The sequence below is a fragment of the Arthrobacter sp. UYEF20 genome (genome assembly GCF_040546335.1).
Classification (GTDB): Bacteria; Actinomycetota; Actinomycetes; order Actinomycetales; family Micrococcaceae; genus Arthrobacter.
On record NZ_JBEPNP010000028.1, the window covers coordinates 1 to 21,797 of the forward strand.

Consider the following 21,797-nt stretch of genomic DNA (forward strand, 5'->3'; position numbering starts at 1 on the left):
CGAACGGTGCCTTACCGAACGGTGCCTTACCGAACGGTGCCTTACCGAACGGTGCCTTACCGAACGGTGCCTTACCGAACGGTGCCTTACCGAACAAGTGACTGAGCCAGGACCAGACCGAAGGGCGTGGCCGAATATTACGCAACACAAAGCGGCAATTTGGGAAAAACGTCCGGTTCCGTTTTAGTTGAGAGTGACCATCCCGAGCGGCCGAGAGACTTGGATCGATGAAGCCGCAGCAACCCTGGTCGCCGGAATCCGCCCTCGGACTCCGACGATAGCAAGGAAATGAGTCACGGGAACCGCCGGACTGACCACCCGGCGCAAAGGCTCTTTCCATAGGTGCTACCGCCAGGACCGATGGAGTATCCCTATGACTGCTGTCCTGTCCCCCTCCGCTCCGGAGACGTCCCCGGACGCCTCCGACGCGTCTTCCACCAGAACCTCGGCGCTGCCGGGTCCCGCTTCGGCGCTGCCGGTTTCCTTCCGCGCACTGCGGCGTACCTTCGGCACGGGCTCCGGGGCCCACACCGTCCTCAGGGACGTCGACTTCGAGGTCCGCTCCGGCGAAGTCCTGGCGATTCTCGGCACCTCGGGCTGCGGCAAATCCACCCTCCTCCGTGCGACGGCCGGACTCGACTCCCCCAGTTCCGGCAGCGTCGACATCGACGGCACCCCCGTCCAGGGCATTGACTCCCGCTGCGCCTTCGCCTTCCAGGAACCCCGCCTGCTGCCGTGGCACACCCTGCAGGCCAACATCGCGATCGGCCTGCCCAGAGGTATCAGTGCCAAGGACGGCAAGGCCAAGGTGTCCCGGCTGCTCGACCTCGTGGGCCTCAAGGACTTCGCCAAGCACCGGCCCCGCGAAGTCTCCGGGGGCATGGCCCAGCGCGCCTCACTGGCCAGGGCTCTCGCCCGCAACCCGGGGGTTCTCCTGCTCGATGAGCCGTTCGGCGCGCTCGACGCCCTGACCCGGATCAAGATGCAGGACCTGCTCCTCGATATTCACCGCGCCGAGCCCACCACGGTGCTGCTGGTGACGCACGACGTCGACGAGGCCCTCCAGCTTGCCGACCGCATCATCATCCTGGGCAAGGAACCGACGCCGGCAACTCCGGCCGACGGCGGCGCACCGGCCGCCGCGGCTCCCGGTGGGACGATCGTGCGCACCGTCGTCGTGCCCGGCGAGCGCCCACGGGACCGCGGTTCCGTGGAACTTGCCGGCATGCGGGCCTCGCTCCTGGAAAGCCTCGGCGTCGACGGCCACTAGCGGACCCCTCCACTTCCTTTTCACCCGGGCTGACGCGCAGCAGCCGTGCTGTCCGCACACTTTGCTGCAGCCCGCCATTTACCCACGATTCGCATCATTCGCCTTTTATCCTCAAAGGATTCTCATGTCATTCGCCCGCAAAGCCACCAGCCGTCCAGTCACCCGCCGCTCGGTGATGGGAGCTGCCGCAGTCACCGCCGCCCTCGTCCTCTCGGGCTGCGTCGCCGGTGAGGGTTCGGGCGGCGCCCCGGCGGCGAGCGGCGCCGTCGAGGGCGGCACCCTCAACATCGACTTCGCCACCTACAACCCGCTGAGCCTCGTCATCAAGAAGAAGGGCTGGCTGGAGGCCTCGCTCAAGGAGCAGGGCGTCACCGTCAACTGGGTGCAGTCCGCGGGCTCCAACAAGGCGAACGAGGCGCTGCGCTCGGGCGCGGTAGACGTCGGTTCCACGGCCGGATCCGCCGCGCTGCTGGCGCGTGCCAACGGCTCGCCGATCAAGACGATCGACATCTACTCCCAGCCCGAATGGGCGGCGCTCGTGGCCAAGCCCTCGTCCGGGATCACCACCGTGGCTGACCTCACGGGCAAGTCCGTGGCTGCGACGAAGGGCACCGACCCGTACTTCTTCCTGCTGCAGTCCCTCGCCGAAGCGGGCATCTCCGCCAAGGACGTCACCGTGCAGAACCTGCAGCACGCCGACGGCCGTGCCGCCCTGGAAAACGGATCCGTGGACGCCTGGTCCGGACTGGACCCGATCATGGCCGGCGCCGAGCAGAAGGGCGCCACGCTGTTCTACCGGAACCTGTCCTTCAACACCTACGGCTTCCTCAACGCCACGGAAACCTTCCTGAAGAACAAGCCGAAGCAGGCGCAGGCCGTAGTCAACGCCTACGAGAAGGCCCGTGCCTGGGCCGTGGCGAACCCGGACGAGACCGCGCAGATCCTCGCCGACGTCGCGGGCCTGGACCTCGCCGTGGCGAAGACTGTGGTGCTGGAGCGCAGCAACCTGAACGTCGACCCGGCACCGGGTGAGGCGCAGCGCAAGGTCCTCACCAAGATCGGCCCGACCTTCGTGGAAACCGGCGACGTGGCCAGCCAGAAGCAGATCGACGACGCGGTGGCCTCCCTTCTTGATGACTCGCTGGTGAAGAAGGCGGATGCTTCCGCCATCAAGGATTCCTGATGACCCACCTCGGAAATCCTTACCTCACCGGCAACAGTGTTGCGGACGGACGCGCTGCAGCCGTCCCCGCAACTCCGGCAGACGCCGCCCGGCCGGGCTCGCCCGATTCGGGACCGAGCGGCTCCCCGGCGAACGGATGGTCCCCCGCCGGGATCCTGGCCAACGGCTGGGCGCGTCTGCTCCTTGGACTGATCATTCCGGCGGCGGTGCTGGCGGCCTGGCAGCTGTCCACCGCCGCCGGGGTCTTCAGCGTGGTCCAGCTCCCGCCGCCGGCCATGGCGCTGGAGGCCGGGCTCGATCTGCTCGAGCGCGGACAGCTCGGCCAGCACATTGCCATCTCCACCCAGCGAGTCCTGATCGGTTTCGCCGCCGGCGCCGCCCTGGGTCTGCTGTTCGGGTCCTTCGTGGGCCTGTCCCGCTTCGCGGACGCCCTGCTGGCCCCGACCATCGGCGCCCTGCGCGCAGTTCCGTCGCTGGCGTGGGTGCCGCTGCTCATCCTCTGGATGAAGATCGGCGAAGACTCCAAGATCACCCTGATCCTGATCGGTGCGTTCTTCCCGGTCTTCACCACCGTCTCCCTGGCCCTGCGCCATGTGGACCGGAACCTGGTGGAAGCGGCACGGGCCTTCGGGCTCAAGGGCGTGAAGCTGCTGACCACCGTCCAGCTTCCGGCCGTGGTTCCGGCCGTCTTCTCCGGGCTCCGGCTCGCCCTGGCCCAGGCCTGGCTGTTCCTGGTGGCCGCCGAACTCATCGCCTCCTCGATGGGGCTCGGCTTCCTGCTGACCGATTCGCAGAACAACGGCCGCACGGACCGGCTCCTGCTGGCGATCGTGCTGCTCGCGGTGATCGGCAAGATCACCGACGCGCTGTTGGGTGTTGCCGAGAAATGGGCGGTGAAACGATGGGCGTAACAGTGACCGATACAGCCGTGGCTGCAGCCCCGGCCAATCACCCGGCCATCCCTGTCACCGAAGAGGAGCGTCTCTCCTTCTGGGAGTCCGCCGCCCTCCGCCTCGATTGGGAGGATGTGCCCGGGCAGGACAAGCCGTGGCACACGGCGCACCGCCTCATCCCGGCCGACGTCGAGGCCGGCACCGGCCCGGACATCACCTGGTTCGAAGGCGGCAAGCTCAACGTCGCCTACAACTGCGTGGACCGCCACGTCGACGCCGGGCGGGGCGACAAGGTGGCCCTCCACTTCGAGGGCGAACCCGGCGACCGCCGCACCATCACTTACGCGGACCTGCAGCGCGAGGTGTCCCAGGCCGCCAACGCGCTGCTGGACCTCGGCATTTCCAAGGGCGACCGCGTGGTCATCTACCTCCCGGTCATCCCCGAGACCGTGATCATCACCCTCGCCGTGGCCCGCATCGGCGCCATCCACTCACTCGTCTTCGGCGGCTTTTCCGCCGAAGCGCTCAAGTTCCGGGTGGAGGACACCGGGGCCAAACTGCTCGTCACCACCGACGGCCAGTTCCGCCGCGGCGCCACCGTGCCGGTCAAGGACAACGCGGACCACGCCGTCTCCGGCGAGAACGCCATCGAGCACGTCCTGGTGGTCAACCGCACCACCGCCCCCGAGCTGCTGGACACCGTCCCGATGACCGCCGGCCGCGACGTGTGGTGGCACCACGCCGTCGGGCCGGCCTCCGAGGTCCACACCCCCGAGGCGTTCGACGCCGAGACGCCGCTGTTCATCATGTACACCTCAGGCACCACCGGGAAGCCCAAGGGCCTGGTCCACACCTCCGGCGGCTACCTGACCCAGGCGTCCTGGAGCTACGAGCACCTCTTCAGCCATCCGGACCCGGACCTCCGGGACCAGGACGTGCACTGGTGCACCGCGGACCTCGCCTGGGTCACGGCCCACACCTATGAGCTGTACGGCCCGCTCTCCAACGGCGTCAGCCAGGTGATCTTCGAGGGCACCCCGAACACCCCGCACCCGGGCCGGCACCTCGAGATCATCGAACGCTACGGGGTCACGCAGTACTACACGGCCCCCACGCTGGTCCGGTCCCTGATGGGCTGGTTCCCCGACGGCGTCCCGGCCGGCTACGATCTCTCCTCCATCCGCCTGCTCGGCACCGTCGGCGAGGCCGTCAACCCGGAGGCGTGGCGCTGGTTCCGGAAGAACATCGGCGCCGGCACCGCCCCCGTGGTGGACACCTGGTGGCAGTCCGAAACCGGCGCCACCATCCTCTCCCCCGCGCCCACCGACACCGAGTTCAAGCCCGGCTGCGCGTCCCGGCCGCTGCCCGGCGTCGGCACCCGGATCGTGGACGACGCCGGCAACACCGTGCCGCCGGGCGTCCAGGGCTTCATCGTGGTCGACGCCCCCGGCCCCGCCATCGCGCGGACCGTGTGGGGGAACCCGCAGCGTTACTTCGATTCGTACTGGCGCAAATACGCCGAGCAGGGCTGGTTCCTCGCCGGGGACGGCGCCAAATACGACGACGACGGCGACATCTGGATCCTCGGGCGGGTGGATGACACCCTCAACGTCTCCGGGCACCTGCTCTCCACGATCGAGATCGAATCGGCCCTCGTGTCCCACCCGGACGTGGTGGAGGCCGGCGTCTGCCCCGTCGCCGACCCGAAGACCGGGCACGCGATCGTGGCGTTCGTCGTGCTCAAGCGGACCGCCGGCGCCGACGGGATCCAGGACCGGCTCAAGGCGCATGTCGCGCGGGAAATCGGGCCGATCGCGAAGCCGCGCGACGTCGTCGTCGTCCCCGATGTGCCGAAGACCCGCAGCGGCAAGATCATGCGCCGGCTGCTCACGCAGCTGTTCGAGGGCACCACGCTCGGTGACACCACCTCGCTCCAGAACGAACCATCCATCGCAGCCATCCAGGATGTCCTGCGCACCCGATTAACCACCCGGAAGTAAAGGAACACTCATGACCGAGATCAGCAACGTCGCACGCCTGTCCGAACCGCTCAAGTTCGCCTACTGGGTTCCCAATGTCTCCGGCGGCCTGGTGGTATCCACCATCGAACAGCGCACCGGCTGGGACTTCGACTACAACAAGAAGCTCGCCCGGATCGCCGAGAACTCGGGCTTCGAATATGCCCTGGCCCAGACCCGGTACGCCGCATCCTACGGCGCCGACAAGCAGCACGAGGCGACCTCGTTCAGCCTGGCGCTGCTGGCGGCCACCGAGCGGCTCAAGGTGATTGCCGCAGTCCACCCGGGCATGTGGCACCCGGGCGTGCTCGCCAAATACATCATCACCGCGGACCACATCTCCAACGGCCGCGCCGCCGTGAACATCGTCTCCGGCTGGCTCAAGAACGAGTTCACCAACTTCGGCCTCGACTGGCTCGAGCACGACGAACGCTATGTCCGCACCGAGGAGTTCATCAAGATCCTCCGCGGGCTGTGGACCGAGCAGGAGTTCAGCCAGGCCGGCAAGTACTACAACATCACCGACTTCACCCTGCAGCCGGCCCCGGTGGACGTGCCGGGCCGCGCGCACCCGGAAATCTTCTTCGGCGGCAACTCCACCGCAGCGCAGGCCACGGCCGGACGCGTGGCGGACTGGTACTTCTCCAACGGCAAGGACCTCGACGGCTTCAAGGAAAACATCGCCGGCGTCGTCGCCGCGTCCGGTGCAGCCGGGCGCGGGACTGACGGCGCACTCCCCGCTCCCAAGTTCGGCCTCAACGGCTTCGTCATCGCCCGCGATTCGGAGAAGGAGGCCCGCGACACCCTCCGGGAGATCGTCGCGAAAGCGCACAAGCCGGCAGTGCAGGGTTTCCGCGACGCGGTCCAGGAAGCCGGAGCGTCCACACAGGACGGCAAGGGCATGTGGGCGGATTCCTCCTTCGAGGACCTGATCCAGTACAACGACGGCTTCAAGACCCAGCTGATCGGCACCCCGGAGCAGATCGCCGAGCGGATCGTGGAGTACAAGAAGATCGGCGTGAACCTGATGCTGACCTGCTACCTGCACTTCCAGGAGGAGGTGGCGGCGTTCGGCCAGGACATCCTGCCGATCGTCCGCGAACTCGAAGCGGACCTGGCCCGCAAGCACGGTGCCGAGCTGGACCTCTCCAACACCCCGGTAGCAAACGCGGAGGTGGCCGCGTAATGGCTGACCGTAAGTTCGGATTCCGCACTCGCGCCCTGCACGCCGGCGGCACCCCCGACGCCGAGCACGGCGCCCGCGCCGTGCCGATCTACCAGACCACGTCCTTCGTGTTCAAGGACACCCAGGACGCCGCGAACCTCTTCGCGCTGCAGAAGTACGGCAACATCTACTCCCGGATCGGCAACCCCACGGTCGCCGCGTTCGAGGAACGCATTGCGTCCCTGGAAGGCGGCATCGGCGCGGTGGCCACGTCCTCGGGCATGGCCGCGGAGTTCATCACTTTCGCCGCGCTCACCCAGTCAGGCGACCACATCGTGGCGTCCTCCCAGCTCTACGGCGGCACCATCACCCAGCTCGATGTCACCCTGCGGCGCTTCGGCGTGGACACCACCTTCGTCCCCGGCACCGATCCGGCGGACTACGCCGCCGCTGTGCAGGAGAACACCAAGGCGATCTTCGTCGAGGTGGTGGCCAACCCGTCGTCGGAAGTCCAGGACCTGGAGGGGCTGGCAAAGGTGGCGCACGACGCCGGCATCCCCCTTGTCGTCGACGCCACCTTGAGCACGCCGTACCTCGTGCGGCCGATCGAGCACGGGGCGGACATCGTGATCCACTCCGCCACCAAGTTCCTCGGCGGGCACGGCACCACCCTGGGCGGCGTGATCGTCGAAAGCGGCCGCTTCAACTGGGGCAACGGCAAGTTCCCCACCATGACCGAACCGGTGGCCGCCTACGGGAACGTCTCCTGGTGGGGGAACTTCGGTGAGTACGGTTTCCTGACCAAACTGCGCTGCGAGCAGCTGCGTGACATCGGCCCCGCCCTGTCTCCGATGTCCGCGTTCCAGCTGCTGCAGGGCGTCGAAACCCTCCCCCAGCGCCTGGACGAGCACCTGAAGAACGCACAGGCAGTGGCGGAATGGCTCGAGGCGGACCAGCGTGTGGCCTACGTGAACTTCTCCGGCCTGCCCTCGCACCCGCACTTCGAGCGGGCCAAGAAGTACCTGCCGCTGGGTCCGGGCTCGGTCTTCTCCTTCGGCGTCAAGGGCGGACGCGCCGCGGGCCAGAAGTTCATCGAGTCCCTCCAGCTGGCCTCGCATCTGGCCAATGTGGGTGACTCGCGGACCCTCGTGATCCACCCCGGGTCCACCACCCACCAGCAACTCAGCCCCGAACAGCTCGAGTCCGCAGGTGTTCCCGAGGACCTGGTCCGGATCTCGATCGGGCTCGAAGACATCGAGGACATCCTCTGGGACCTCGACCAGGCCCTGGACGCCGCGTCTGTAGGCACGGCCGACGGTGTATCCGCGGAAGCGGCGCATCGCGCCGCCGAGGAACGAGGCGGTGAAGAGACCGGCTCGGGGTCCCCAGACGAGCTTGCGAGTCCGGGGAAAGCCGGGAACGCTAAGCCGCGTGCGGATGCACTGTCGGCCGACTCTTGCACGATCGGAGCGAACTGATGACTGTTGAAGAACGAACCTGGACCGGGCCGTCGGCGCCGGAGCGGCTGAACCTGCTGCGGCAGGCGAAGTCGATCGCAATCGTGGGTGCCTCGGACAAGCCGTCCCGGGCCAGCTACTTCGTGGCGACCTACCTGCAGTCCTCCACCCGGTACAAGGTGTATTTCGTGAACCCGGTGGTGAAGGAGATCCTGGGCCAGCCGACCTACGCGTCCCTGGCTGACCTCCCGGAGAGCCCGGACATTGTGGATGTCTTCCGGAAGCACGATGATCTACCGGGCGTCCTGGACGAGGCCATCGCCGTGGGCGCCAAGACGCTGTGGCTGCAGCTCGGATCCTGGCATGAGGACGTTGCCAGGGATGCGGCAGCCGCCGGGCTCGACGTCGTCATGGACCGCTGCGTGAAAATTGAGCATGCCCGCTTCCACGGCGGCCTGCACCTGGCCGGGTTCGACACCGGGGTCATCTCTTCCAAGCGGCAGGTGCTGGCCTAAGGGACGACGGCCTAGCCGGCTTCCTCGTCCTCTGCTGTACCGGGGGCGGGCAAGCCGTCCGCCGTCGTGTCCTCGAAATCTGCGCCCTCGGCGGGGTCTTCGGAATGGACCCGGATCTCCGACACGTCGGCGCTCGGATCACCCTCAGCCGGCGCCTCGCTATGGCGGCGTTCGAATGCCTCAGGCGTTTCGCTCATGTCGTGTCCTTTCGTGTCCCTGCCCTGGCGCCGCTCCACTGCCCGCTACCGGGAAGCCTGTAGCCGGGCCTGTCGATTTTTCCGGAACGGTACTGCTTTTCTCATGGTGGCTTGGACACGTTTCATGGTCAAGGCCTTCCTGAAGCCGGTGCGTCCTGGCCTCCGCAAGCGGGCCCGGATCCGGCACCGGACAGGGTTTCCTCGCCCGCGGGGAATCGCCTAAGGCCTGCCCGGGAGCTTCGTGGGAATTGCATCCGGGAGCGTGGGCGGCGCCGGAAGCGGGCTGACGGGGGTGCCCCTCCCATCCGGTGGGCCGGGCACCGCCGGCATACCGGGCACGCCCGGCGAAGCCGGATTGACCGGACGGCGGGGTGGGTATGGCAGGATTCCGCCACGTCCGCCGGCGGGCGGCGTGGCAGCGGGCGGCGTGGCTGCGGGCGCCGTGGCAGCAGCGGCCGGGGAGGCGGGCGGCGCCCCGGCGGACCCTGGGCCCGCCGGCGCGGCTTCCGCCGTCGGCGTCGTGCTTGCGCTGGCGGCTGCCGTTGGTACCGGAGCGGCCGGAACGTTGGAAGGTGAGGGACTGGCTGGCTTCGGAGCCAAGTCGGGTGCCGTGTCTGGGCGCTGGAGGATAACTCCCACGGTGTGGCTGACGCCCTGGCGGAAGTCCTCGCTGGAGGCAGCTACGGCGCCCGCGCCGAGGCTCATCGCACCGATGACTGCTCCGCCGACTACCGCCAGCCGGCGCTTCCGGCCACGGCGTTCCGCCAGGCTCCCGACGCCGGCAGGCAGCGTTTCGTCCCCGGAAGCACCGGCCGCCAACAGGGCTGCCAGGTCGGCCCGGGGAGCCGGGGCCTGGTCCGGGACCAGGGCGCGGAGCTGTTCGAGCGAGCCACGGAGTTCGGTGGCAGCTTCGAGGCCGGACTCGCGGAGCATCGCCTGGATGCTGTCATCCTGCTGGGGTTCGCGTGTGCCGGTCATGATGCTGCGTGGTCCTTTTCCGTGACGAGTTCGCGCAGGGCACTGAGCCCGCGCCGCTGAAGCTGTTTGATGGCCCCCGGTGTCTTGTCCATGATGCCGGCGACCTGCTCGATCGAGAGGTCCGCGACGATCCGCAGGACCAGGACCTCCCGCTGCTCCTCGTTGAGCTGTGAGAGGGTGCCGGAGATGCCGCCCAGGGAGCCCAGGGCTTCGTCCTCGGCGGAGGCGGAAAACCGCGTGTCATCCCGGGGATCGTATTCGGCCAAATACGGCGTACGCTCTGAGCGCCGCCGCTGGTCGACCAGCCTCGCGTGGGCGACGGAGAAGATGAAGGTCCGCAGACCGGCGTGACCGCCGCTGACATTGGCCAGTTTCGGCAGGACGTCCACGAAGACGTCCTGCGTGAGTGCCTCCGCGTCGTCCACGCCGCGGGCCCGGAAGTAGCCGAGGACCGCGGGCGAAATCGCGGTGTAGACAGCGCTGAAGCCTGACGGGTCGCCAGCTAAGGCTGCTGACAATTCGTCATCGCTTAGCTGTTCTGCCAAGAGGCTGTCCTTCCGTGACTGCCGGGGGTGCGGCCCCAGATAGTCTAGTGGCCGCACCCCGATGCCTCCGGTGGGAGGCGTGCGCTACCTACTTGTCGAGCTCAGGCAGCTCAACGGACGGCTGGGCAGGAACGGCAGGCACGGCCGGCACACGCTTGGCGCCCGGGACAGCGGGGACGGCCGGGACGGCCGGAACCGCGGGCTTCAGTTCGGCATTGGCGTGGGCGGCAGCCGCGGCGGCAGCACCGTGGGCGACGGCGTTGCCCTTGACGCTGGCACCGTCCTTGCCGGCCGTGACGGAGCCCTCGGCTGCGCCCTCGAGGCCCTCGACGCCCGCCTCGCCGTCAACCGAAGCGCCGGCCTTGCCGTCAGCCGAACCGTCAACCGAAGGCGCGGCCGGGACAGCGGGGGTTGCAGGAACGGCAGGAACGGCAGGAACTGCCGGCAGCTTTGGAGTTGCCGGGACGGCGGGCGTAGCGTGGGTCACGTCAGCCTGCTGGGTGCTGGACACCTGGGCTGCGTTGGCCAGTCCGATGCCGGAGAAGCCCCCGACTGCGAGGATGGCGGCGCCGACAGCAATCTTGGTGGTCTTGCTAACACTCTTCATAAGAAACGTACATCCTTTGGTTTGTTGGAAGGCCGGCCGGCGCCTGATGGGGGCAGGCGCCGGCCCGCACTTGCATTGAAAGGCCGGCCGGATCCCTGATGGGGGGCCAGGTTCCGGCGGCGCTTACAAAGGAGTAATCGCTGGGGCACCCCGAAAAGTTACGCAGCTACCCGATTTTCTTTTTTCTTTTCCGCAATGACTCCAGACAGGATTAACGACGACGGCGGCGGGCCACCTTTTCAGGTGACCCGCCGCCGTCGAGCGTCGGCTGTCAGTGAGTCAGTCAGTGTCAGTCAAGGATCAAATCGTTGATCACGATGGTCTGGTCGCGGTCCGGGCCGACGCCGATCGCCGAGAAGCGGGTGCCGGAGAGCTTCTCCAGGGCCAGCACGTAGTTCCTGGCGTTCTCCGGCAGGTCGTCCAGGGTGCGGGCGCCGGTGATGTCCTCGGTCCAGCCGTCGAAGAACTCGAAAATCGGCTTGGCGTGGTGGAACTCGGTCTGGGTCATCGGCATTTCGTCGTGCCGGACGCCGTCGACGTCGTAGGCCACGCAGACCGGGATCTGCTCGATGCCCGTGAGCACGTCGAGCTTGGTGACGAAGTAGTCCGTGAAGCCGTTGACCCGGGAGGCGTGGCGGGCCAGCACGGCGTCGTACCAGCCGCAACGGCGGGGGCGGCCGGTGTTGACGCCGAACTCGCCGCCGGTCTTCTGCAGGTACAGGCCCATCTCATCGAACAGTTCCGTGGGGAACGGCCCGGCGCCCACACGGGTGGTGTACGCCTTGATGATGCCGATGGAGCGCGTGATCCGGGTGGGGCCGATGCCGGAGCCCACCGAGGCCCCGCCCGCCGTCGGGTTCGAGGACGTCACGAAGGGGTACGTGCCGTGGTCAACGTCCAGGAACGTGGCCTGGCCGCCTTCCATCAGGACCACCTTGCCCTCGTCCAGGGCGGTGTTCAGGACAAAGGTGCTGTCGATGACCAGCGGGCGGAGCCGCTCGGCGAAGGAGAGGAAGTACTCCACGATCTCGTCCACCTCGATGTCGCGGCGGTTGTAGACCTTGACCAGCAGTTCGTTCTTCTGGCGCAGCGAGCCCTCGACCTTCTGGCGCAGGATCGAGGCGTCAAAGACGTCCTGCACCCGGATGCCCAGGCGGGCCACCTTGTCCATGTAGGCCGGGCCGATGCCGCGGCCGGTGGTGCCGATCGCGCGGCTGCCGAGGAAACGCTCGGTGACCTTGTCCAGGACCTGGTGGTAGGGCGCAACCAGGTGCGCGTTGGCGGAGATGCGCAGCTTGGAGGTGTCCGCACCGCGGGCTTCCAGGCCGTCGATCTCCTGGAACAGCGCCTCGAGGTTCACCACGCAGCCGTTGCCGATGATCGGGACCGCGTTCGGGCTCAGGATGCCGGCCGGAAGGAGCTTGAGCTCATACTTCTCACCGCCTACGACGACGGTGTGGCCGGCGTTGTTGCCGCCGTTGGGCTTGACGACGTAGTCGACGCGGTGGCCGAGCAGGTCAGTGGCCTTACCTTTGCCTTCGTCGCCCCATTGGGCGCCGACGATCACGATTGCTGGCATGGGATCCTCCCCCATTCGTTCGGGCCGAGCTGCATTTGATTCACCAGGTGGTTCCCGCAGCTCAGCGCCGTTCATGAGAATGCCCCGAATTCTGCCGCTGCTCTTTAACCAACGCCAGAGTTCCGGGGCTCTTACCACCCAAGTTTAGCCGATTACAGTGCCGGGCACTCATTCGACCATCCAAGGGGCGGGCGCGGTGGCTGCACAGTGGCGGTTAGGCCGCTGTGAACGCGAGGGCCGCCTCGGCCAGCACCGTCCACTCCTCCGCAGAGCTGGCCGGCACTTCGACCCAGTCCTTGAACGGCCGCCCCATCCCCGAGGGATCGAAGGGCCGTGCATCCGGAAGCCCGAGCGCCCGGGCATGCTCCGGCGAGTCCCGGCCCAGTTTGAACGCCATGCCGTCGCCGTTGAGGCAGGCGATGGCCTTGCGGTTGACCATCAGGGCGCGGGCACCAAAGGTCTGGCCGAGGGCGACGCCGGCACCGGCCAGGTCCGCGGCCACGCCCTCGAAGGCCTCGACGGCTGCTGGTGATGACTCTTTGTTCTTCATCACTGCATCATCCACCAGCTTCCGGGCAGGTGAGGTCCCGCAGCGACACATTGCACCCCCGACTTGCGGAACATTCCGCAGTGGAATTGAGTGAGAGTTGACCATCCCGAGCGGCCGAGGGACCTGGACCGTTGACGCCGCAGCAACCCTGAGCGGCACCCAACGGTGACCGGCCAGGGTGCTACCGCCAGGACCGATGGAAGGAAACGCCGCATGCTCCCGAACACAGACCACATCCGCGTCACCCACGCCGGCTCGCTGCCCCGCACCCCCGAGCTGATCGCCGCGAACGAGGCCAAGGAAGCGGACGGCATGACGCCCGAATTCCTGGACCTGCTGGAGACCTCGGTGGTGGACGTGGTCCAGCGCCAGAAGGACCTCGGCATCGACATCCCCAACGACGGCGAATTCGGTCACACCATGTCCAGCTCCGTGGACTACGGGGCCTGGTGGAACTACTCCTTTTCCCGCCTCGGAGGCCTGGAGCCGACCGACGTGGACCGCTGGGCCGACGCCAAAGTGCACCGCTCCAGCCCCGGGAACATCGTCCTGACGTCCTTCCCGGACCGCCGCGACCGGCAGAAGTTCGCCGAGGCGTACAGCGAGCCCTCCGCCGGAATCCTGGCGCACCGCAAGAGCGTTACCCAGCCCAAGATCGCCGGGCCCCTGACCTACACCGGGCAGGCACTCGTGGGTTCGGACATCGCCAATCTCAAGACCGGGCTGGCCGCCGCCGGACTGGCCGAGGGGTTCGTGGCGTCCCTGTCCCCCGGTTCCTGCGCCCGCGTCGCCAACGAGTACTACGCGAGCGACGAGGAGCTCCTGTACGCCTGCGCCGACGCCATGCGCGAGGAGTACAAGGCCATCATCGATGCCGGGCTCACGGTCCAGCTCGATGACCCGTCACTGGCTGAAAGCTGGGACCAGATCAACCCCGAACCAAGCCTGGCGGACTACCTCAAGTTCATCCAGCTCCGCGTCGAGGCCACAAACTGGGCCCTGCGCGACCTCCCGGCGGAGCAGATCCGGCTGCACGTCTGCTGGGGCTCCTGGCACGGACCGCACACTACCGACATTCCCTTTGCGGACATCGTCGACTCTGTCCTGCAGATCAATGCCGGCGGCTACTCCTTCGAGGCCGCGAACGTCCGGCACGAACACGAATGGCGCGTCTGGGAGGACATGACGCTTCCCGAAGGGAAGGTCATCATCCCCGGCGTGGTCTCGCACGCCACCAACGTCGTCGAACATCCGGACCTCGTAGCGGACCGGATCGTGCGTTTTGCGGAGCTCGTGGGTAGGGACAATGTGATTGCCTCCACAGATTGCGGCCTCGGCGGCCGGGTGCACCCGCAGATTGCTTTCGCCAAGCTGGAAGCCCTGGGCGAAGGCGCACGGCGCGCCACCCGGCGGCTCTGGTAGCCGACGCGAGCTGACACGGGGTCCCTGCCGGTCCCGGGACTGCACCCCGCTCGGGGCCTGCCGGGACCGGGCTGGGGCCCGCCTGACGTGGCCGCCGCCCCGGGCCTGCCCGTCATTTCGCAAGGCTTGATAGACTAGATAAGGATCGACCAGGAACCGGTCCACATCACATTTTCAAACCACACCGTATTTGGCGTGCCCGCGTACGGCCTGGCAGCGTTACCAATCCCGCAGGAGACTCAGCAATATATGACAGCCTTGGCCACCGAAAATTCCCGCGAACAGCTTCTGAGCCGTCGCTACGAAGCTAGCGTCGCGGCAGTCAACGAGCTGTGCGACACGCTGCAGGCCGCCAAAGCTGGCACCAATGTGCCCTACGTGGACCCGATCCACGACGTCGACGAGTGCCGCATCATCAGCCTCTTCTCCAACATCGGGACCGAGGACGAGTCCGGCTTCATCACCGCCGGCGACGAAGAAGCGGCCACCCGGATGCTCGGCGTCCAGTGGAAGCTGGGCCTTCGCCCGGAGTACGTCATGCCGTGGAACGTTCACCCCTGGCACATCGCCGGCGAGCCCAACGGCAAGTTCACGCCGGACCAGATCTCCGCCGGGCTCAAGCCCCTGCTGAAGTTCCTGGCCCTCGTTCCCCGCGCCTCCGTCATCGTTGCCCACGGCACCGAGGCGAACCGCCTGGCCAACCTGCTGCTCAAGACCGAGGTGCCCATGATCTGGCGCCGCGGCCTCAAGACCTACAAGGTCCGCTCGCTCAGCGGCCGCGCGTTCGCCGGCACCCCGGCCCGCCAGGAGCAGTACCTTGAGGAAATGCACACCGTCTACCAGGACGCCATGGCCCGCACCGGTCTGGCCAAGGCCAGCTAGTTTCTTTCCCAAACGACGACGGCGGGCGCTCACCGAAAGGTGGGCGCCCGCCGTCGTCGTTAATGCGGTTATTTTGCTTCGATCGCTGCCTTGGCGGTGGGATCGGAGTCCTTGAGGAACTTCTCGATCCGCTCCGGTTCCTCGGCTTCGCCGATCGCCGCGGAGGCGCGGCCCAGCGAGTACAGGGCGCGCAGGAAACCGCGGTTGGGCTCGTGCTCCCACGGGATGGGCCCGACGCCGCGCCAGCCGTTACGCCGCAGCGAATCGAGGCCGCGGTGGTAGCCGACGCGGGAGTAGGCGTAGGAATCGATGGTCCGGCCCTCGTCCCAGGCCTCCTCGGCCAGCACGGCCCAGAGCAGCGAGGACGTCGGGTGCTTCTCCACCAGGTCCAGCGCTTCCGCGCCCGCGTCCAGCGCCGCGTAGACCTCGGTCTCGGCAGGCAGGAGCGTGGGCTCGGGACCCATCAGGTTCTTGCGGAACTCGTCGGACACTACTTGAGCGTCTTGCCGGTGGAGCCAAGCTGCTGGGTGGCCTCGACGACGCGGGCAGCGAGGCCTGCTTCGGCGGACGTGCCCCAGACGCGGGGATCGTAGAGCTTCTTGCTGCCCACCTCGCCGTCGACCTTGAGCACGCCGTCGTAGTTGCGCAGCATGTGGTCCACCACCGGGCGCGTGTAGGCGTACTGGGTGTCCGTGTCGATGTTCATCTTGATGACGCCGTAGGAGACCGCGTCGGCGATTTCTTTCTCTGAGGAGCCGGAGCCGCCGTGGAAGACGAGGTCGAACGGGTTGGCCTTGCCGATCTTGGCCCCCACCTGCTCCTGGATGTCCTTGAGGATTTCCGGGCGGAGCTTGACGCCGCCGGGCTTGTAGACGCCGTGCACGTTGCCGAAGGTCAGCGCGGTGATGTAGCGGCCGTTTTCGCCGGTGCCGAGCGCGTCGATGGTGGCGAGGGCGTCCTCGACCGTGGTGTAGAGCTTGTCGTTGATGGCGTTCTCGACGCCGTCCTCCTCGCCGCCAACGGTGCCGATCTCGACCTCGAGGATCATCTTGGCGGCCGCGGTGCGCTCGAGCAGTTCACGGGCGATGCGCAGGTTTTCCTGCAGGGTCTCGGCTGAACCGTCCCACATGTGCGAGCTGAACAGCGGGTTGCGGCCGGCCTTCACCTCGGCCTCGGACGCGGCGAGCAGCGGCAGCACGAAGCCGTCGAGCTTGTCTTTCGGGCAGTGGTCCGTGTGCAGGGCGATGTTGACGCCGTAGTTCTTGGCGACTTCGCGGGCGAACGCGGCGAAGCCCAGCGAACCGGCCACCATGTCCTTGGTGGAGGCGCCGGACCAGTACGCCGCGCCGCCGGTGGAGACCTGGACGATGCCGTCGGACTCCGCCTCGGCGAATCCGCGGAGGGCCGCATTCAGGGTCTGGGAGGAGGTGACGTTGACAGCCGGGAACGCGAAGCCGCTGGCCTTGGCGCGGTCGATCATCTCGGAGTAGATCTCTGGGGTTGCAATGGGCATGCTGACTCCTAAAGTGAATGTCGTCTGCGGGCTGGGTTGGCCCTGGAGTGAACCTCGTCGGCTACGAACCATCCTAGCCATTCCTGCGCCGGGGCCGTGTTTCGGGTCACGCGGGCCGGTAACACTTAAGCTCACGGCGCCCACCGAGGTGGCAGTTCGCGGCAGTGTTGCCGCGCCGGCACTGCTGCGAAGTGTCATCTCGCGCGCCAGCCTCGGCTTTCCAGCGCGGCCCGAACTTTACGCACGACGGCTGGCCGGTCGCCGGCGAGGTCGTCTTTGGACACGCGCACCTCAAGCCAGCCGTACTCTGCTGTCACTGATTCGCGGCGGATGTCCCTGAGGTACTGCTCTGGACCGCCATGGCCGGCTCCGTCGTACTGGATCGAGATGCGCCACTCCAGATAGGCCGCATCAGGCCACAGGACCGGGGCACCATGCACGCCCCACAGCACATGGTTCAGCTCCGGCTCTGGCAGGCCTGCCCGCACCAACGCCAGGCGCATCGACGTTTCGGGCTGGGAGTCGGCGCCCACGCGGATCAGCTCCAACGCAGCCCTGGCCAACCTGGCTCCCCTGACTCCGGGATGCTTCGAAACCATGGCGCGCAGATCCTCCACCGTGCACAGCGGTTCACGTGGCGCGGGGAACTCGGGGCCGTGGGAGCAGACCAGGGAGTCTCCCGCTATGACAAGCTCATCCACGCCGGCCATTGATGCCAAGTCCAGCCACGTCCGGGCAGGCGAGGTGAGCCGGACGCCGTCGTACTCCACGAGCTCGCCGGGAAGGAAGGTCAACAGGTGACCCACCACGTTGACCCTGCGGGGCATGCTGAATCCCGGCCGACGGGACAGGTGGATGCGCCAGTCATCCTCAAGCCTCCATGAAAGGGCCGCCCGCCAGACACGGGCGGCGGAAACGTGGGTCAGCGCCGATGAGTCGTCCAGCTCTGTGTACGCCCGCAAAGCCGCACCATTTTTGGCCTCTGAGCCCAGGTCAACTCGGACGCCGCGGGAAACGGTGGAAAGGTCCTTGGCCACTGTGCGCGTCCTGCTGACGCCGGCCTTGTCGGACATACGAAGCGAGAACGATCCGGCCGTCAAGTGTTCAGGAAGGGGAGCCCTGTGCATCCCCAAATTCTTCCCGATCCGGACGCGCCGTGGAGAGTTATCCACAGGCAGGCGTCCCGCCCCGCGCCGAGATGGCATATCACGGCAGTGTAGGCGCGCAACACTGCCGTGAAATGCCATCTCGGTGCGCGCGTCAGCCCGGCAGCTGGTTGAAAACGTGCCGGCGGATCCAGGCGTGCATCGCGATGGCCGCGGCGGAGGCGGCGTTCATGGACCGGGTGGAGCCGAACTGCTCGATGGACAGGGTGTCCAGGGCGGCCTCATGGACCTCGGGCGTCAGCCCGGGCCCCTCCTGGCCGAACACCAGCACGCAGTCCTTGGGCAATTCGTAGGTCTCCAGCGGCACCGAGTCCGGGAAGATGTCGATCCCGATGATCGCGAGCCCTTCGCCCTGGGCCCAGGCGACGAAGTCGTCCACCGTGGGGTGGTGGCGGACGTGCTGGTAGCGGTCGGTGACCATGGCCCCGCGGCGGTTCCACCGGCGTCGCCCGATGATGTGGACCTCTTTGGCGAGGAAGGCGTTGGCGGTGCGGACCACGGTGCCGATGTTGAGGTCGTGCTGCCAGTTCTCGATCGCGATGTGGAAGTTGTGCCGCCGGGAGTCGAGGTCCGCCACGATCGCCTCGTGCTTCCAGTAGCGGTATTTGTCGACGACGTTGCGGCGGTCACCATCCGCCAGGAGGTCCGGATCCCAGTGCCCGCCGGGCGGCAACTCCCCTTCCCAGGGGCCGACGCCGACTTCCGCCTTGGTCTCTGCCCCCGCCTCTGGCTCGCCCGCATTCCCGGCCCCTTCATTCTCGGCCCCTTTGCCGGCCGGCGGGATGGCGGGGGCTTCGCTGGGGGTCTCGGGTTCAGTCACGACTCAACCTTAGACTTAGGACACAGGAAGCGGCACACTTACAGCGGAGGACACCATGGCGGACCAGCGCAAAGCCCAGCGGACAGATGCAGACCAAGTACGGTCCTCGTCGTCGGTGTACCGCAGCGGCCAGGACATCGAATGCTGGCTGACCGACATGGACGGCGTGCTGGTGCACGAAAACCAGCCCATCCCCGGCGCCGCGGACCTCATCCAGCGCTGGGTGGACACCTCCCGGCGCTTCCTCGTCCTGACCAACAACTCCATCTACACGCCCCGGGACCTCGCCGCCCGGCTCAAGAGCTCCGGCCTGGAAATCCCCGAGGAGAACATCTGGACCTCGGCGCTGGCCACGGCGCAGTTCCTCAAGGACCAGGTGCATGGCTCGGAATCCGGCAACCGGGCCTACACCATCGGCGAAGCAGGGCTCACGACGGCGCTGCACGAGGCCGGCTTCATCCTCACCGACCAGGACCCGGACTTTGTGGTGCTCGGCGAGACCCGCACCTACTCCTTCGAAGCGATCACGATGGCCATCCGCCTGATCCTGGGCGGCGCGCGGTTCATCGCCACCAACCCGGACGCCACCGGGCCGTCGAAGGACGGGCCGATGCCGGCCACGGGGGCGATCGCCGCGCTCATCACCAAGGCGACCGGCCGCGAGCCCTACATTGTCGGCAAGCCGAATCCGATGATGTTCCGCTCGGCGATGAACCAGATCGATGCGCACTCCGAGACCACGGCGATGATCGGTGACCGCATGGACACGGACATCATCGCCGGCATGGAAGCGGGGCTGCATACGGTGCTGGTGCTCAGCGGCATCACGCACCGGGACGACATCGCCTCTTACCCGTTCCGGCCCAACCAGATCCTGAACTCGGTGGCGGACCTGAAGAACCAGATCTGATCCGCAGGAACATCACTAGAACGCGGTTTTCCTGCCTCCACCGGAGGGCAGCGGGAACAGTTCATCCTGCAGTTCCTCGATGATCGGGCGGTAGACGAACGGGTTCCAGCCCGGGCTGGCGTGCGCCGGGCGGGCGCCGTCGGTGCGCAGCTCGTCGGAGACCATATTTGCCTTAAAGGTCAGCATCCAGGCATCCCGCGCAGTGTCATAGTCCACGGTGCGGTCCCGCGGGTTGCCGATGAACGCCATCCGCGTGCCGTCGAGCTTCCCGGCGAAGCGGCCGGCGTCAAAGTGATAAATGTAGGCGGACTCCGACTGGACCAGCACGCTGGAGGGGGCGATCGGCGAGAGCTGCTCCAGGGACTGGTCCAGGACCTGGCCCCAGCTGCGCTCGTCCTTGTGGAGCATCCGTTCACCGAGTTCATAGCCGCCGCGCAGCACCGAGGGAAAGCGGAATCCGGACTCATAGAGGAACACCACCCCGTCGAACCAGCTCTGGTCCAGCACGTCGTATCTGCTGTTGGGGCTGGAATCGAGCAGAATGAACGCCACTTCGAATCCGTGCAGCTCGCGGAGCCGGGCCGCGACCTGCGTCGCCACCATGCCGCCGAAGCTGTGGCCATAGAAATACAGGGTGGTGAGCTTCCGGGCGCGCACGTGCTCGATCACGGCGATCACGATCTGGTCGATGTCCAGGCCCAGATTGGAATACCCGACGGCGGCCAGCTGACCCCGCTTGGTCAGGGCGCCGCGCAGGGCGTTGAGGATCCACTGGGCTTCCTCCCAGCTGGTCTTGTAGCCGGGAAACAGGATCCAGCTGGCCGTGGGGAAATACATTTCGGCGGTGTCGTCCGGCACAGTGAGGATCTTGTTCACCCGGCGGGCGGCCTGGACCCGCCGGGTGAGCAGCATGTCCGCAGCCAGGAGCGAGGCGGAGCCCGTGCCAAGGAGGAAATTCCGGCGCGAAAACCGCTTCAGTTCTGCGGCGTGCCGGAGTATGCGGGCCTCGGCGGAACCGGGACCGCGCCCACTGTTTTCTTCCGTCTCACGCGGCACACCCCTACCGTATCCACTGCTGAACACGGATCAGAAACGCGGCCGGATAACAGCTCAGCCACAGTCTCCGGGCGGAATCCGGCCCAGTAGTACAAGGCCGGCGAGGGCCGCCAGCGTTGAGGCACATCAGCGGGGCACGCGAGGCGGCTGCGCGGCGAGCGGTAGGTGGCCCTCAAGGCTTGGGGGCCGGTCCGAGACAGTACTGGCCCAGAGCCGTGAGCCTCAGTGCTTGCAGCCCGTCATAGCGGCTGAGGCGCGGCAGCCAATCGGCGCCCCAGTGGTCGCGGAAATCGGTGCGTGCGCCGTCCGGATCGATGTAGCGGACATCGATCAGTCCCAGCGTGGCGGCATACTCAAAAAGCACCGCAAGAACATACCGTCCCTCGAGCAGTTCCCACTTGTGCGCACCGTCATAGCCGAAGCTGCCGTACTGCGGGTCCTCCACGTAGAGTTTCCAGCGCCCGCGTTCACTCCGGTGGACGGTAGGCTCCATACCCGCTTTCTGCATCCGGGCAAAGAGTTCATCGACCTCAACCCACTCACCGGCAGGCAGCAGGCGCAGGCTGTCGGCGGCGGTTGCACGCCGCCGTCCGGCCGCGCTGAGTACATTGGTGGACCGCTGTCCCTTCACCGCCTCGACACGGCTGAACTCGTCGATGACACCGTTTTTGATCCACCGCCGCCACAGCAGCCTCAGCACCTCTGCCGGCTCTTTCCGCAGCGCCGTACGCCCCCGCGGGGTCAGCTGCAGCCGGCTGCCGTCCGCAAGACCACCGGCCTGGATCAGCAAAGGCCAGGCGAGGCTCGCAATGGCCTCGTGGTCATAGAAGTCGCCGTTCGGAAGCGCTTCCGCCAGCAGCTTGACGGTCGCCGCAGAGGGCCGCCGCGTCTTCGCGCTGCACCGGAGCGCGCCGCCTTCAGCCAGCGCAAGCACGGCGGCGAGCTGCTCCGTGGCCCTCGTCTCGGTCAGGGCTTCGCTTGTTGCCGTGCCGGCGGCATGTGGCTTGCCGTTGCTCGATTTAGGTAAATGCGTCACTCGTTCTCTCCTTCGGACCTCGCGGCCGGGGCAGC

The 21,797-nt window shown here is 67.2% G+C and carries 22 protein-coding genes; 10 read left to right on the forward strand and 12 right to left on the reverse strand.

Annotated features, from left to right (window positions below):
• Window positions 1-373: 373 nt before the first annotated feature.
• The 7 genes from ABIB26_RS21020 to ABIB26_RS21050 all read left to right on the forward strand — a co-directional run bounded on the left by ABIB26_RS21020 (window position 374) and on the right by ABIB26_RS21050 (window position 8,501).
• Window positions 374-1,270, forward strand: a complete 897-nt coding sequence (locus tag ABIB26_RS21020) for an ABC transporter ATP-binding protein (RefSeq protein WP_354247726.1) — start codon at window positions 374-376, stop codon at window positions 1,268-1,270.
• A gap of 124 nt (window positions 1,271-1,394) precedes the next feature.
• Entirely contained in the window at window positions 1,395-2,453 is a 1,059-nt protein-coding gene (locus tag ABIB26_RS21025; RefSeq protein ID WP_354247729.1) for an aliphatic sulfonate ABC transporter substrate-binding protein, read from the forward strand.
• Window positions 2,453-3,364, forward strand: coding sequence for an ABC transporter permease (locus ABIB26_RS21030; RefSeq protein ID WP_354247732.1), 912 nt, complete (start codon window positions 2,453-2,455; stop codon window positions 3,362-3,364). Before ABIB26_RS21025 ends, ABIB26_RS21030 begins: the two co-directional genes overlap by 1 nt.
• A complete protein-coding gene (acs, locus tag ABIB26_RS21035; RefSeq protein WP_354247735.1) occupies window positions 3,355-5,346 on the forward strand; it encodes an acetate--CoA ligase in 1,992 nt (663 codons plus the stop codon). The genes ABIB26_RS21030 and acs overlap by 10 nt, the downstream gene beginning before the upstream one ends.
• A gap of 10 nt (window positions 5,347-5,356) precedes the next feature.
• Entirely contained in the window at window positions 5,357-6,550 is a 1,194-nt protein-coding gene (gene sfnG / locus ABIB26_RS21040; protein ID WP_354247738.1) for a dimethylsulfone monooxygenase SfnG, read from the forward strand.
• Window positions 6,550-8,007 carry an O-acetylhomoserine aminocarboxypropyltransferase/cysteine synthase family protein gene (locus ABIB26_RS21045; RefSeq protein WP_354247741.1) on the forward strand — a complete coding sequence of 486 codons (1,458 nt, stop codon included), beginning with the start codon at window positions 6,550-6,552 and terminating at the stop codon, window positions 8,005-8,007. The genes sfnG and ABIB26_RS21045 overlap by 1 nt, the downstream gene beginning before the upstream one ends.
• On the forward strand, window positions 8,007-8,501 hold the full coding sequence (locus tag ABIB26_RS21050) for a CoA-binding protein (protein ID WP_354247744.1): 495 nt from the start codon (window positions 8,007-8,009) through the stop codon (window positions 8,499-8,501). The genes ABIB26_RS21045 and ABIB26_RS21050 overlap by 1 nt, the downstream gene beginning before the upstream one ends.
• A gap of 11 nt (window positions 8,502-8,512) precedes the next feature.
• Here ABIB26_RS21050 and ABIB26_RS21055 read toward each other — a convergent pair whose 3' ends face one another.
• From ABIB26_RS21055 to ABIB26_RS21080, 6 genes are all read right to left on the reverse strand, one after another.
• Window positions 8,513-8,698, reverse strand: coding sequence for a hypothetical protein (locus ABIB26_RS21055; protein ID WP_354247746.1), 186 nt, complete (start codon window positions 8,696-8,698; stop codon window positions 8,513-8,515).
• Between the two features lie 219 nt (window positions 8,699-8,917).
• Window positions 8,918-9,676 carry a hypothetical protein gene (locus ABIB26_RS21060; protein WP_354247749.1) on the reverse strand — a complete coding sequence of 253 codons (759 nt, stop codon included), beginning with the start codon at window positions 9,674-9,676 and terminating at the stop codon, window positions 8,918-8,920.
• Window positions 9,673-10,221, reverse strand: coding sequence for an RNA polymerase sigma factor (locus ABIB26_RS21065; protein WP_354247752.1), 549 nt, complete (start codon window positions 10,219-10,221; stop codon window positions 9,673-9,675). The genes ABIB26_RS21060 and ABIB26_RS21065 overlap by 4 nt, the downstream gene beginning before the upstream one ends.
• 88 nt (window positions 10,222-10,309) lie before the next feature.
• Window positions 10,310-10,828 (reverse strand): hypothetical protein, encoded by a 519-nt coding sequence (locus ABIB26_RS21070; protein ID WP_354247755.1) that lies wholly within the window; start codon window positions 10,826-10,828, stop codon window positions 10,310-10,312.
• Between the two features lie 289 nt (window positions 10,829-11,117).
• Window positions 11,118-12,407: an adenylosuccinate synthase gene (locus ABIB26_RS21075; protein WP_354247758.1), complete on the reverse strand. Its 1,290-nt coding sequence runs from the start codon at window positions 12,405-12,407 to the stop codon at window positions 11,118-11,120.
• Window positions 12,408-12,621: 214 nt separating this feature from the next.
• Complete coding sequence (locus ABIB26_RS21080) at window positions 12,622-12,957, reverse strand: hypothetical protein (protein WP_354247760.1); 336 nt, start codon at window positions 12,955-12,957, stop codon at window positions 12,622-12,624.
• Window positions 12,958-13,170: 213 nt separating this feature from the next.
• On the opposite strand from ABIB26_RS21080, the gene ABIB26_RS21085 reads away from it, so the two are divergent.
• Together ABIB26_RS21085 and ABIB26_RS21090 are read left to right on the forward strand one after the other, a co-directional pair.
• A complete protein-coding gene (locus ABIB26_RS21085; RefSeq protein WP_354247762.1) occupies window positions 13,171-14,379 on the forward strand; it encodes a cobalamin-independent methionine synthase II family protein in 1,209 nt (402 codons plus the stop codon).
• A 249-nt stretch (window positions 14,380-14,628) separates the two neighbouring features.
• Window positions 14,629-15,261 carry a uracil-DNA glycosylase family protein gene (locus ABIB26_RS21090; RefSeq protein WP_354247764.1) on the forward strand — a complete coding sequence of 211 codons (633 nt, stop codon included), beginning with the start codon at window positions 14,629-14,631 and terminating at the stop codon, window positions 15,259-15,261.
• Between the two features lie 68 nt (window positions 15,262-15,329).
• Here ABIB26_RS21090 and ABIB26_RS21095 read toward each other — a convergent pair whose 3' ends face one another.
• From ABIB26_RS21095 to ABIB26_RS21110, 4 genes are all read right to left on the reverse strand, one after another.
• A complete protein-coding gene (locus ABIB26_RS21095) occupies window positions 15,330-15,752 on the reverse strand; it encodes a DUF3151 domain-containing protein (protein WP_354247767.1) in 423 nt (140 codons plus the stop codon).
• Window positions 15,752-16,774: a class II fructose-bisphosphate aldolase gene (fbaA, locus tag ABIB26_RS21100; RefSeq protein WP_354247770.1), complete on the reverse strand. Its 1,023-nt coding sequence runs from the start codon at window positions 16,772-16,774 to the stop codon at window positions 15,752-15,754. The genes ABIB26_RS21095 and fbaA overlap by 1 nt, the downstream gene beginning before the upstream one ends.
• 194 nt (window positions 16,775-16,968) lie before the next feature.
• Window positions 16,969-17,901, reverse strand: a complete 933-nt coding sequence (locus ABIB26_RS21105) for a putative endonuclease domain-containing protein (protein ID WP_354247773.1) — start codon at window positions 17,899-17,901, stop codon at window positions 16,969-16,971.
• 133 nt (window positions 17,902-18,034) lie between these two features.
• The gene (locus tag ABIB26_RS21110) at window positions 18,035-18,613 is read right to left on the reverse strand and encodes a TrmH family RNA methyltransferase (RefSeq protein ID WP_354247842.1); all 579 of its coding nucleotides are present in this window, start codon (window positions 18,611-18,613) and stop codon (window positions 18,035-18,037) included.
• 202 nt (window positions 18,614-18,815) lie between these two features.
• Here ABIB26_RS21110 and ABIB26_RS21115 point away from each other — a divergent pair, with 202 nt between their 5' ends.
• Window positions 18,816-19,670, forward strand: coding sequence for an HAD-IIA family hydrolase (locus ABIB26_RS21115; protein WP_354247776.1), 855 nt, complete (start codon window positions 18,816-18,818; stop codon window positions 19,668-19,670).
• Between the two features lie 15 nt (window positions 19,671-19,685).
• On the opposite strand, the gene ABIB26_RS21120 is transcribed toward ABIB26_RS21115, so the two are convergent.
• Both ABIB26_RS21120 and ABIB26_RS21125 read right to left on the reverse strand, forming a co-directional pair.
• Window positions 19,686-20,726, reverse strand: coding sequence for a thioesterase domain-containing protein (locus tag ABIB26_RS21120; protein WP_354247779.1), 1,041 nt, complete (start codon window positions 20,724-20,726; stop codon window positions 19,686-19,688).
• A 172-nt stretch (window positions 20,727-20,898) separates the two neighbouring features.
• The gene (locus ABIB26_RS21125) at window positions 20,899-21,762 is read right to left on the reverse strand and encodes a hypothetical protein (protein WP_354247782.1); all 864 of its coding nucleotides are present in this window, start codon (window positions 21,760-21,762) and stop codon (window positions 20,899-20,901) included.
• Window positions 21,763-21,797 lie beyond the last annotated feature (35 nt).